This window comes from Microcoleus sp. B4-D4, assembly GCF_036705185.1.
Classification (GTDB): Bacteria; Cyanobacteriota; Cyanobacteriia; order Cyanobacteriales; family Microcoleaceae; genus Microcoleus.
This window is the reverse complement of the sequence record NZ_JAUBTX010000026.1, coordinates 76,659-89,859: the sequence shown is the minus strand read 5'-3', so window position 1 is coordinate 89,859 and position 13,201 is coordinate 76,659. Positions and strand designations below refer to the sequence as shown.

The following is a 13,201-nucleotide window of genomic DNA, read 5'->3' as shown; positions in this document are numbered from 1 at the left end:
GACTGGGCTTGTTTGCGATCGGTGATATCGCGGACGATCGCCACATATTCTTGCAGATCCTGATTGGAAAGGGAAGCGCTTTGAGAGAATCGGTCGGAAATGGCAACTTCTAGAATGCGCGAGCTACGATCGGGTTGGCTGAGAGTTTGTTCGCTGCGACTGAGCCACCGATCGGGCTGAGCCCCCAATTGGGGTAGTAATTTGTTGAGGTGAGACCCAATCAGCCTAGTAGAATCTATTCCGAAGACGCTTTCAGCAGCGGGATTAGTCTGACGAATTACACCATTTTCATCGAGCACTACGATCGCATCTAGGGCAATGGTAAATAGCTGTTCTGCTCCCTCTCGTGCTTCATCCATTGAGACGACTTGGGGTAAACTCGTCCAGCAGGCGATCGCCACCGCCACAAAAGCAACTAACAAAAGCAGCGCCAGCAAAAGATTAGAACCAACACTAGAGTTAGCGTTTAATCTGATCCCAGAACCCCAACCGATCGCCACAGCGCTACAGACCAGTAAAATCAGGATTACCACCTGAAACGTTACAAAATCTGCGACCAGGCGATTGCTCTGCGTCCTGTAAACTTTAATCCACCACTCCGCATGGAAGGGGGGAAAGTTTATGCGTCGCATCGCCCCATCCGCTGCCCACAAGACGATCGGACACAGTAGACCCAGGATGAAATCTTGCCACCCCCAAGCCAATCCGCCACAAACCAAAACAACCGTCTCTACCATAAAGAAGCCTAGAGACCACCACGGCCACAGAACCTCTGGCCGCTTTCTTTGCAGCCACAGTGCTAGATGGACTGCCATAATCGAGACCAGGTAACTAATACCTGCCACGACTACTATATGAGCTAAGTCCCCCCAAATTAGAAAGAACAGGCTGACAAACAGCGTAGCCATCAGGGCCGGGCCAAAAACTCCCCGTCGAGACACCACAGCGAAGACGGGGGAAATCTTTCCGTCTACGGCAAGTTGATACAAAATGCGGGGACTGATGGAAAAGCAAGTTGTCGAAGAAAGCAGCCAGCCGGAGAAGACTAGGAATGTTACGAGCAGGGGAGCTGAATCGCCCCAGAAAGGTCGGGCTGCTACTATCAGACTTGAGAACGGATTGGCGGCGATCTCTGGAGTAATGGGCGATCGCATCACGATCCAGGAAACACCCAGAAAGGTCAAAGGCATAAAAGCCGTCGAGATTCTCAAAAACCGCAGCGTTTCCCCAGGACGGCGGCTATCAGCCACAAATGAAGCAGCCGTTTCACAGGCATAAACTATAATCGTTGCAAAGAAGTACCATTTTAGCCAGTCCAAAAAGCTGACGCTCGGCACGGTGGTGGGAAAAAAGCCCGGACTGCTTGGAGAGAAGGCTAACCAGCCCAACCCTTGAACGGAAAAAGTAAATAAGAATCCAATAGCCGGGATGATGAAAAATAAATGCAGGATGCTCAACCCCCTAGTGCCGCTCCAAGCCACAATCAGGGGTAGCACTGTAAATCCAATTTGCAATAGCCGCTTCGGAAAAGTAATCCCCAATGGCTCCAGGTTGATGGCGATCGTGTCTGTGAGTAGGATGGCGTTAAACGCCCCACCACAAGCCCAGCCTATGTAATATCCCAGGGCGGCATAAAGTCCTATAGCCGGGTAGTTTTTTAGCAGTCGAGTGGTATAGTTCGGCGTTCCTCCGGCTACGTTTGGCCAATGCTCGCCTAAGCGTTTCATTTGCAAGTTCAGCATCATACCGACGAGCATTCCAGGCAACCAGACTAAAAGCGCCCCAGTTCCGAGAGCGCCTTGGAGCGTCGGCGCAATGCTCAGCCAACCGAGATGAGAAGTCAGGCCAAAGCCCCAAGTTTCTAAAGAACTGAGGGTTCGCTCCAAACGCATAGGCGATCGGCTATTCAGATTTTCTCTTGGGGAAGGCTGAGTTGGATCTGAGTGGTAGCCGTTTTCCGGCTGGTGTCGGATGTCTGTCGCCATCAGTTTTACCTATTATTTTTTGGATTTTGCTGTCGCCACCCCGATGTTCCGCTTTATAGAGTTCAACTTTTTCCGTTAAGCATTTTTGCTACTCTTAAATTTTGGCAAAGCTGCCTTTCTCAGTCAACCATGAAAATCTATCTCAATCCCTCTTCAATATTACCAGGAGTTACGCAACTATCACAGATCGGTGTACCAGCACCAAAAAATTAGACAATAAACATCGAACGGGAAGTTTTAGTTGCTGAATTAAATAACTTAATAGCAACCCATGTTTAATTTGATATATTATTTGACCATTTTTATCGGCTCAACTTTTGAGCAACCACACAAGTTCATGGCAAGCAATATGATTTGTTTGAATTCTAGCTTGAAGGAACTGGCAAGATTCTCTCCCGATTAATTGCTTGAGTTCTCGCTTGTAATTGCTCAATTTTCATTCCTAATAGCACACACCTGAGTGTACGTCATTCGTGCGCTTATTGAGTTTGGTCGTTATATCGTTTCCGGTTGCATCGGAATGATACGGAGGACACCGCGAGAGCAAGAGTGTCCCTACCCCGATTATCGTAGGGACTAAGGCCAAGCCGTGTCCTGACTGTGGGTAATATTAATTCCGATGCTACCGGAGTTGATATTAGTCGCGACTGTCAACTGGTGAGTGATCCTGACTGGTTAAAGTTATGGGTGAGGGGCTTTAGTCCTGTAGTTATTACTAGGGTGCGCCTCAGCGCAGTTTACAACTACAGATAGTGTAAAAATAAAAGCAATGCAGTATAATTCCTGTTCTCCGTTCTTCCCTATTCCTTCTGACTTAATAACTTACGCCAAAAATGGTTCAATCCGCTATTTGTAAAGGCTCTGTTCGCCGAGGCGCACCCTACAAATAGAGTTTGTGCGTCCCCTCTTCCTTCTTTCTTTTTCCTTATAAATAAAAAAAACCGGTTTCATCAAGAAATCGGTTTTTTTTCTATCAACAAATAGAGGAGTGAAAATTTAACGAATAGCGGTTGCCGGAATTCTGCAATTTCTCGCACAACCCTCTAAACCAGACTGCGGGCAAATTCTAGTGGCAGCTTCTTACAACTGTTTCATTTCCTCTTCCAGCACCCGAACCAAATCTTGATTACCGCTGGCTCTAGCTACTTCAATGCGGTGCATCAGTTGCTTGTGAATGTTATTGCGGTGGGTTTCAGCTACTTTTTGTACGTTTTTGCGATTTGTGTTCATGATGGACATTCCTTATATTTAATTTGGTGTACCGACTACTTCTCTAATATAGCGCAAAATTGCAAAAAGTATCTAAATTTACAAAAAATTTACACTTGTGGAGCGATCGACCGCAATAACCTACAGTATTTGCGATAAGTCAATAGCGATATCTTAACATTTCCCACAATCTAAAGCAGGGCGAAGCGCGCACCTACAAACTCAACTATATTTAGTCAAGCGGTACGCAGCGCACACCCTACATTGACTGAAGACTCAAAACTTGCTCCAAAGCCTCTACCAACTGCTGCAGGTGTGCGAGCTCGTGAGTTGCCATCAGCGAAATCCGAATTCGGCTTACACTTACAGTCGGAGGCCGAATCGCTGGAGCAAAAATACCAATTTCCTTGAGTTTGCTGGCGGCTGTTAAAGCTGTGGCTGCATCTTTTAAGGGCAAACTGAAAATTGGGGAGAGGGAGTTGTTAATTGGTAATTGTCGATTGGTAGCACAATATTTGAAAGTTTCAATATTACGCTGCAACCGCACTCGGCGTTCTGGTTCTTGCTGTACAATTCTCACAGCTTCCAAAGCTGCCGCTGTGTCAGCCGGGGTTAATCCGGTAGTATAAATCCAAGTTGCAGCTCGATTGCGGAGAAAGTCAATTAAAGCCGCAGAGCCCGCAACGTAGCCACCCAAACTTCCCAAAGCTTTGCTTAGCGTGCCCACTTGGATTAGCGGCAATCCCTGACACCCGAAATGTTCTGCACAACCAGCACCGCTAGCACCGAAAACTCCTGTAGCGTGAGCTTCATCTACTAATACCATACTGTTGAATTGTCCGGCCAAAGCTAACAACTGCGGCAGCGGACACAAGTCCCCATCCATGCTGAATACGCTATCGGTAATAATTAAACACTTGCGGTATTTTGTCCGATTTTGCTTTAGTTTGGCTGTTAAATCCTCAAGATGGCAACGATCGTACTCTAGCACTGTTGCACCGCTGAGCGCTGCTCCGTTTTTGAGGCTCGAATGGTTGTACTTGTCAGATAATATCAAATCGCGCTTGCCGACAATCGAGGCGATCGCCCCTAAATTCGCTAAATATCCCGAACTGAATACTAAAGCGTCTTCGGTTTGTTTTAAATTAGCGATAGCCTGTTCTAGCTGTCGGTGCAAATCGCGGTGTCCGCTGAGCAACCTCGAACCCGTCGCGCCCGTACCAAATTCCTTTGTTGCAGCCACAGCCGCTTGAATTAGCCTGTCATCCCCCGCGAGGCCGAGATAATCGTTGCTGGCAAAGTTAATCAGCCGGCGGTTTCCTAATTTTACCGCAGGGCCGGGGCAACTTTCGATCGATTGGGGCGATCGATACCAATCGGCCCGGCGAACAGTGTCCAGGGATTTCTCTATCCAAGCGTAAGGGTCTGCGTTCATATTGTTTAGCGATCGGGTAATAAGTTATATTAGCGGGTGATCAGTTCCTCCGCATCACCAAAGCATATGCCACTCACTAAAAAATACAGATTAGTCACCCGCAGCGACTTTGACGGTCTTGTCTGTGCCGTTTTGCTCAAAGAACTCGATTTGATCGACGAGATTAAATTCGTGCATCCTAAAGATATGCAGGACGGAAAAATCGACATAACAAATAACGATATTACCACCAATTTGCCCTATGTTGAAGGAGTTTATCTAGCCTTCGACCACCATTTCAGCGAAACTCTCAGACACGAAAAAATCAAAATCAATCACATTATCGACCCCTATGCAGCTTCAGCAGCTAGAGTGTTGTACAAATATTATGGAGGCAAAACAAAGTTTCCCAATGTCTCCGAGGAAATGATGGCGGCAGTTGACAAATCAGATTCCGCTCAATTTGCCCAAGAAGAAGTTTTAGACCCGGAAAAATGGGTGCTGTTAAACTTCTTGATGGATGCTAGAACTGGGTTGGGCAGGTTTAAAGAATTTACCGTTTCCAACTATCAGTTAATGATGCAGTTAATTGATTACTGCAAAAGTCATACTATCGACTCAATCTTGCAGCTTCCTGATGTGAAAGAAAGAGTAGATCTTTACTTAGAGCAATCAGAAAAATTCAAAGAGCAAATACAGCGCTGCGCCCAAGTTTATGATAAATTAGTTGTTTTGGATTTGCGTAACGAAGATGTGATTTATGCAGGGAATCGTTTTGTAATTTATGCTTTATTCCCCGAGTGCAATATCTCGATTCACGTACTTTGGGGCCTGAAACAACAAAATACGGTTTTCGCAGTTGGTAAGTCAATTTTTAACAAAACTTCTCAAACTAATATTGGGGAGTTAATGTTAAAATATGGTGGTGGCGGGCATCAGAACGCCGGAACTTGTCAGATTGAAAATGATAAGGCTAGTAAGATTTTGAAGGAGTTAATTGCCCAGATCGAGCAAAATGGTTAAATTGGCTCGATCTTTTTTGCAGTCTAGACATTAGTTTCTAGACCTCTTGCATAAATCCGAACTCGATTTTTCAAGCGCAGATTTAAGCTAGATAAACACTGATAAACGCAGATTATTTCAAGATAATTTGGGAATGAGTGCAAGAGGTCTTTTGATTGTTTGAATTTTTCTGACTGAAGTCCGAACCCTCAAACCGGAAGTTTATTCATCAAGGTTTTGAGGCTGTGGGTTCGGGGCGTTGAGATTTGCTGGACTATTGCCTTTGACTGGGGGTAAATGGTCTACTAAACCCATATCAAAAGCTACATCCGGCAAATCGGCCGCATTATATTTTCCTGGTTCAAACAACCGCCCAGGAGTAAAACAAGGCTGTTTCAATTGTACGACTTCGCTAGGTGCAAACATTCCCCTAAACATTTTGCGTTCGAGTCCCATAATTCCGCTCCTAAAACAACTCTCGCATTAATTTTAGCAATTTTTGGCTCGTTGCTTTCCAATTAAATAAATCCGCCGTCTCTCTAGCTTTTTGAGCTATCTCAAAACGCATCGGGTCTTCAATAATTTTTCGCAATTGCTCGCGAACAGACTGAACATTTGGTTCTGCCCAATGAGGAGCATTTCTGATTTTCAGATACTGAGTATCGTAACACTCTCCAACGGGAATTAGATCGTAAGCAATGGGATAGCAGTTATCAGTATTGGCGTAGTCCGTCGGGCCTCCGTACAGAGTCATGGCCACGGGTAAGCCAGCAGCAAAGGCATCCAAAATTTTAATCGCAAAACCTTCGCCGCGAAACGGAGCTAAAACAGCATCTGCTGATAAGTATAAATCAGCTAGTTCTGTTTTGGTAAAAAATTTAGGTTTTATGTAAACTTTTGACTTAGACTTGCCAAATTGCTTTTCAATCTTTACAAGATGTTCCACTATGACATCAGGATTTTTGCCGCCATCTTTGATAATTAATTCTACGTTAGGATCATCTTGAAACTCTTGATAAAATGCTTGAATGGCGAGGTCGGTGCCAAATCTATAAAAATCATAAGAATTGGTCATGTGCAGAATAGATTTTATATCTTTTTTGGGTTGATGCGGTTTGTAAGAATAAAGCTGCGAGATTAAAGGATTGAACCCTAAAGGCACGACTGAGACTTTTTTGTCGGGACAGCCAGCTTTGATTAAAACGTTTTTAGAATATTCGCTTACGGCTAAAATGTGGGATGAATTATTGACTGCATCATAAATCCAATAATCATAATTATCATCGTTTCTGGTGAATTCGTAATTAATGGCAAAAAATTCTAAGTTGAGATGTCCGTTAAGTTCTTTGAGAAAATAAGGTTTCCAGTAATGAGACCACTTGATCTGAAATAAATCTGATGGTACGGCGTTCATCCACTTTGCTAGTAGGTGGTTTTCTTCTGCTGTGGAATTGCGGGTGATGTGAGAGGCGATTGGCGATGGTGCGACTGAAATGGGAATTTCCATTTTGTCTAATGTTTTCGCCAAGGATAGGGTAATGTCTGCGAAGGAATTAAAGTTTTCAAAGCCGACGTTAAAGTGAACCATTGTTAGTCAGTTGGCAGTTGGCAGTTGTTGGTTGGCAGTTGTTAGTTGGCAGTTGTTAGTTGTTAGTTGGCAGTTGTTAGTTGTTAGTTGTTAGTTGTTAGTAATTAACAGTTAACAGTCAACAGTCAACAGCCCGATTACTAATGACTAATTTGCCGATCGCACTAAAATAACTGTACAGTCGCACCCGCGCGCCACGGCTTCCGGGATGTTCCCGTGAATTACCTGTTTCAGTAGCCCTTCGCGGCTCGCTCCTAGGACGATCGCATCGCACTGATCGTTCTGAGCCTGATCGATTAAAGCATCAGAAACCGATGTAGCGCAAACCGCAGTCGCGATTACCGAACACCTAACCCGGCGCTGAATAAACTCCGCAGCTTGCTTTAATTCGTCGCGCGAAGGTTCTGCAACAGAAGGCTGGTGAATTTGACACAATTTAATCTCCGGTACTGAACTCGCAGCCACTAAAGCAGGTAGCAGGCGCAAAGCTGCAGCTTGTTTGTAACCACCGCGAATAGGCACCAACCAGCGCCGCAAGCTCATCAACGTGTGCAGTCCCAATTCTGGCACCGGAATGTCAGAATTCGGCGGCAAAAGTTCTGTCTCAGGAGTCGCTGATGAACTTGATGCCGCGAATGTAGAATTTTCTGCCTCATCAACTTTTGCGGCATTTAACTGCCATTCTTTAGAGGCATATTCTCCCCCGTCGCTCCTGGTTGAGAACACATTTTTTGGGCTTCTTATTAATAATTGTTTGCTCCATTTCACCAAAACCACCTCGCAACCAGCTTGCCGAATAACTGTATCTACAACATCGCCAAAAATGCGTTCTCTTGTGGATAATTCGCCTTGCCAGCCCATTAAAATTAAGTCTATATGTCGCTCCTTAATTGTCTCCAAAATCGCGTTAGGTACGTCGTGAGCTACCCGGATTTGGGTGTGTACTGGCAAGTTCCAATTGCGAATTATTCGCTCGGCTTGTTGTAGCAGGCGACGGCTTTTTGTAGTCCGCACTGCGCTTTCTGAGGGGGAACTGTTGCGCGGTACTATGATGATTTGCAGGCATTCTAGTTCGTAATGGCGATCGCGCGCAATGGCCGCCGCCAGCCGCAGCAAAGCCGGCGCTGTTTGCGGGTTGGAAAGCGGCACTAACAAGCGGCCGTTGCCGATTTGCGGAGCTCTGGTTTGATACACTACATAGGAAGGTTCTGGATGCGGGCCCAGGGTTGTTTCTCCGCTGAGATGATTGGATTCAACTCGGATAATGTCGCTGCGGGTAATAATTCCTACTAAACGGCGGCCTTCTACCACCGGCAAGCGGCTGATATTGTAGTTGTTTAGCCTGTACAAAACTTCGCTTAAAGTATCGGTTGCTTTGACTGCGATCGGCTGTACAGTCATAAATTCTTTCAGCAGGGAGTTGCCGGAAAAATTGCGTTTGCTGGCATTGGCTAAGTCGGTTTGACTGACAATTCCCACTAATTTTCCGCCGTCTACTACTGGAAATCCTCGGTGGTGCGATCGCGAAAAAGCCTGCATCACTTCATCGAAAGTCAGCAGACTCGAAAGAGTTTCGACTCGGCGCTGCATCACGTTAGCTGCGTGCAAGTCGCTCAAAGCATCAACGGCAGGTTTATCTTTTGTTAGTTGAATGCCGTTCAACTCCAAAAGGCGATCGTACAGCGAGCCGCTATCTACCTTTTCTGCGACTAAATAAGCAACTACAGAACAGATCATTAAAGGCAGCACTAATTTGAAATCCGCCGTAATTTCAAACACAATTACTACCGCAGTAATCGGCGCTCTCGAAACAGCGCAAAAAAACGCTCCCATTCCCGCCAAAGCATAGGTTGTCGGCAAACCGACACCAAGGGAATTTGCTTGCAAAATTCCCACAATCTGACCTAGTGCAGAACCCATAACTAAGGAAGGAGAAAACAATCCTCCCGGAGCTCCAGAAGCAGCGGAAATAATGGTCAGAAAAAAATGAGCTGCTAAAGCAGTTAAACTCGTTGTAATGTTGGCTTCTCCGGTCAGCAAAAACTCCCGCAATCCTGTATTGTTGCGAAAAGTTTCTGGCAGAAAAGCTATTACTGAACCGCAGATTAGACCAGCTAGAGCAATTCGCACGGGCAAGGACAATTTGAGGGTTCGCTTGTTAAACTTCAAGCTAGCAATAATCCCTTTGCCGAACAAAGCTCCCAGGATTCCCGCTAAAACTCCTAACAGTATGTAAAACGGGATTTCGTGAGCTTGAAAAGTTATTGGGTACTCGCGAAGGTTCAAGTTTAAACTGTCGCCCCCCAAAAGTTGCGAGACAACTGCACCGATAAATGAAGCGATAATTGCAGTCCCTAAAGTTAATCCCGAAACATCGTGCAGAAGTTCTTCAACTACAAACAAAACTCCTGCAATGGGAGCATTGAAACCTGCAGCTAATCCCGCCGCAGCACCGCAAGCAATCAATTGTCGGCGGTAGTCTGGGGAAGTGGGCATCAAGTGACCGATCCAGCCTGCTAAAGATGCTCCTATTTGCACGGTGGGGCCTTGTCTTCCTAAAGTTAAACCGGAACCAACTGCTAAAATAGTGGTCAGAAGTTTGGCGACTGCTACTCGCAAATCTAAGGAAAGATTGACTCCGCCGAGAGCAGCTTTGACGTGAGGAATGCCACTGCCGGCAGTTTCGGGAGCAAAACGCTCAACCAAGAAACCTGTCAGCAACCCGCCGCATAAACCGACGCCCGGCAGTAATATCCAAGCTGGAATTACTGTCGAGGTAGCAACTCGCCAACTGCCCAGCCATCCAACTCCTGATTTGAGCAAAACGCCAGCCAGTCCTGAAATTAACCCGATCAGACAAGCTTCAAAAATAGCGAGGCGTTTCGGCCGTAAAAACAGTTGAGATGCGATGACCCTGGAAGGTTCCCTAAATTGTTTAGGGATAGTAATATACGGCATAAATAGCGTTTATTGCCTGCGAATTATATGCTCGATCGCACTTTAGCGAAAAATCGTTCAACTTGGCAAAATATAACTAATTTTTAACCGGAGGTTCACGCAGATTAACGCAGATTAATTCTATATGTTTATAGAACCCATTTGATATCTTGCCAGCGATCGCTCATAGCTCATAGCAGTCGAAGAGCTCCCAGCAGTCCATTTACCATAACAAGTACGGAAGAACTACTTCCCTGATTTGTTGAGATTCACTTTGTTGAGGATTCGATCGCCCCTGAAGGCAAATTCAATTGCAATAACAACACAATAACCCTCACAAGTCAACCCTCAACCGCCCTCATCGCCAAATATCCGACTTTTCCGACTTTTCCGACTTTTCCGACTTGTATAAACAGCCACTACCAGAAATAAGAGAGATAGCGAAAGTCAACCCGCGATCGCTTGGGTTCTATATGCAGTTGGATATTTGTGAACTGTAACAGGTAATTTTTATTTCCGGTAAATTATTTAAGCGATCGCAACCGATCCATGAAAAAATATATCTTATGGGGGATGTGGGTATCGATCGCTAGTCTCAGTGAAGAAGTGCGATCGACCTCTCCCCATGCCCATAGCAGTTCAGCAAATTCTAGTGTGAGCCTTGTTGTGACCAATAAATTTCCGGACGACTTAAAAAATACCCTAGCTAAGGAGCAGTGGTGGCTGCTCAACAACGGACAGGGAGTAGCCAATAATAATGTCACTCCAGGCACTCCCGGCATTGATGTCAATGTACTCCCTCTGTGGCCGCAGTATACCGGTAAAGGCATCAAAGTCGGAGTCATCGATGATGCTATTGACGGCAATCACGAAGACTTTGCAGGCAACTTCGATCTATCGCTTTCCCTGCCAGACAGCGAAGGCGGCCCCTTTCCAGCGACGGCTAGTGACAATCATGGTACATCTGTAGCTGGAGTGATTGCAGCTAGAAGAAACAATCTTGGTACAGTAGGTGTTGCTTATCAAGCAACAATCGCCAGTTATAAATTTTCCGATAAAAGCCGCCTTCCCAGTTTACAAGCCCAGGATAAATTCGACGTTTCTAACAATAGCTGGGGCTTGTCTGAATTTTCAGATGTTACCGCCTTTGTTGCAGCCATCAAAAACGCTGTCACCAACGGCCGCAATAAGTTGGGAACAGTATCTGTCTGGTCAGCGGCAAACGATCGCGAAAACGTTAACCCTAACCTGACAGCAGGAGTGGAACAGCGGGGGGGAAATGCCAACTCAAGCAATTTGCCAAACAGTCGCTATACAATTGCCGTAGCAGCGATCGATAATAAGGGAGTTTTTGCCCCGTACAGCAATCCGGGTGCGCCGCTTCTCGTCTCAGCTTTCGGTGATGGAGGCAGTATTGTCACGCTCGATCGTACTGCAAACGAGGGCTACAACAAAAACAGCGGAGACAATTTTGACAATCTCAACTACACCAACAACTTTAACGGCACATCATCAGCAGCACCGATGGTTTCGGGGGTGAGCGCTTTAATCCTAGAAGCTAATCCCAAACTCGGCTACCGCGACGTTCAGGAAATCCTGGCTTACTCAGCCCGCAAAAATGATCCCAATGCCCAAAAAACTGCCTCCGGTAACGATGCTTGGACATTTAACAGTGCTAAAAACTGGAACGGCGGCGGACTCCACGTCAACCACGACTACGGCTTCGGATTAGTCGATGCCACAGCAGCAGTACGTTTGGCTGAAAGTTGGCAGCCGCGATCGGGAACTGCCAAAAATGAAGCAGCAACTGCGGCAAATGAGAAATTTCAACTTGCCAATTTGACCCTGCCAGCACCGTTGGATATTCTCGATAACAACCCCGCAGGAATTACTCAAACTTTCAACATTAATCAAGGCATCAACATCGACAAGCTCGAACTAGATTTGGATATCGAGCACGGTCAATTTCAAGACTTAGTAGTTAAGCTCACTTCTCCCGACACAACCGAGAGTATAATTCTCGATCGCGTCCCTTACTTCAGCGCGGTAGGTGAAAAGAAAGAGGATCAGGGTTTCAAAGACAAAACCGTCAACTACACCTTCAGCAGTGCTCGCCACTGGGGAGAAACCGGTCTTGGCAATTGGACGTTGAACATTTCAGATAATAGCGCCACCAACGACGCAAAAAATACCGGCAACAATATCGGCAAACTCAAAGGCGCAACTTTACGGTTGTACGGTGACGACTTAATTACCGACAACACCTACATCTACACGAACGAATTCGCAAGTTTCACCGATGCCACTCGCAAAACTCTCAGCGACACCAACGCCGGTAACGACATCATCAACGTTGCGGCCATCACTGACGACGTTACGATCAACCTAGCACCCGGTGCAACAAGTACCCTACCGGGTCGAGATGTAACAGGGCGCACACAACTCGCTCCTCAAACCCTCACCATTGCCCCCGGCAGCATCATCGAAAATGCCTTCGCAGGCGAAGGAAATGACTCAATAGTCGGTAACGATGCAGCCAACACCCTCTCCGGCGGCCGCGGCAAGGATACCATCGTCGCCGTTGGTGACGGCGACATCCTGATCGGCGGTGGCGGTAGTGACTCCCTAGTCGGAAGCACCGGAAACACTACTTACATCCTCGATGCCCAGACAGCAGGAGGCAGCAAAATTAAAAATGTTGGTGGCACCGCCAATAATTTAATCCTCAACAACGCCACCCTGACAAAAACCCTCGCAGCAGGCCAGAACGGAACTGCCAAAGAAGGCAACGATTTGCTGATCGATTTGAATGCTGATGGGAAGTTAGAATCACGCGAAGATTTGACCATTGAAGACTTTTTCTTGCCTACTAGCGGCAAATTCCAAAACGTCGGAAACCTGCTTGGCGCTGACATTCTCAGCGTTCCCCCAGCCTCGTCAGGCAAGAATGTAATTACTGCCCCGACTCCGACTCCAACAACACCGACTCCAACAACACCGACTCCAACAACACCGACTCCAACAACACCTACTCCAACAACACCTACTCCAACAACTCCGACTCCA

At 46.3% G+C, this 13,201-nt stretch carries 8 protein-coding genes; 2 read left to right on the top strand and 6 right to left on the bottom strand.

Features of this window, described 5'->3' with window-relative positions; translation table 11 throughout:
* The 3 genes from QUB13_RS19150 to bioF form a co-directional block, all read right to left on the bottom strand.
* The coding region (locus QUB13_RS19150; protein ID WP_333383502.1) for a PAS domain S-box protein at positions 1-1,985 on the bottom strand (1,985 nt) is incomplete at its 3' end.
* A 1,080-nt stretch (positions 1,986-3,065) separates the two neighbouring features.
* Complete coding sequence (gene pirA / locus QUB13_RS19145; RefSeq protein ID WP_333087062.1) at positions 3,066-3,215, bottom strand: arginine synthesis PII-interacting regulator PirA; 150 nt, start codon at positions 3,213-3,215, stop codon at positions 3,066-3,068.
* 238 nt (positions 3,216-3,453) lie between these two features.
* Complete coding sequence (gene bioF, locus QUB13_RS19140) at positions 3,454-4,629, bottom strand: 8-amino-7-oxononanoate synthase (RefSeq protein WP_333383499.1); 1,176 nt, start codon at positions 4,627-4,629, stop codon at positions 3,454-3,456.
* A 66-nt stretch (positions 4,630-4,695) separates the two neighbouring features.
* Between bioF and QUB13_RS19135 the strand changes: the two genes are divergently transcribed.
* Complete coding sequence (locus QUB13_RS19135; RefSeq protein WP_333383496.1) at positions 4,696-5,631, top strand: exopolyphosphatase; 936 nt, start codon at positions 4,696-4,698, stop codon at positions 5,629-5,631.
* 201 nt (positions 5,632-5,832) lie between these two features.
* On the opposite strand, the gene QUB13_RS19130 is transcribed toward QUB13_RS19135, so the two are convergent.
* The 3 genes from QUB13_RS19130 to QUB13_RS19120 form a co-directional block, all read right to left on the bottom strand.
* The gene (locus tag QUB13_RS19130; protein ID WP_333195650.1) at positions 5,833-6,066 is read right to left on the bottom strand and encodes a hypothetical protein; all 234 of its coding nucleotides are present in this window, start codon (positions 6,064-6,066) and stop codon (positions 5,833-5,835) included.
* Between the two features lie 10 nt (positions 6,067-6,076).
* On the bottom strand, positions 6,077-7,198 hold the full coding sequence (locus tag QUB13_RS19125; RefSeq protein ID WP_333383493.1) for a glycosyltransferase family 4 protein: 1,122 nt from the start codon (positions 7,196-7,198) through the stop codon (positions 6,077-6,079).
* Positions 7,199-7,345: 147 nt separating this feature from the next.
* Positions 7,346-10,156 (bottom strand): chloride channel protein, encoded by a 2,811-nt coding sequence (locus QUB13_RS19120; RefSeq protein WP_333383490.1) that lies wholly within the window; start codon positions 10,154-10,156, stop codon positions 7,346-7,348.
* A gap of 645 nt (positions 10,157-10,801) precedes the next feature.
* Here QUB13_RS19120 and QUB13_RS19115 point away from each other — a divergent pair.
* The coding region (locus tag QUB13_RS19115) for a S8 family serine peptidase (protein WP_333383487.1) at positions 10,802-13,201 on the top strand (2,400 nt) is incomplete at its 3' end.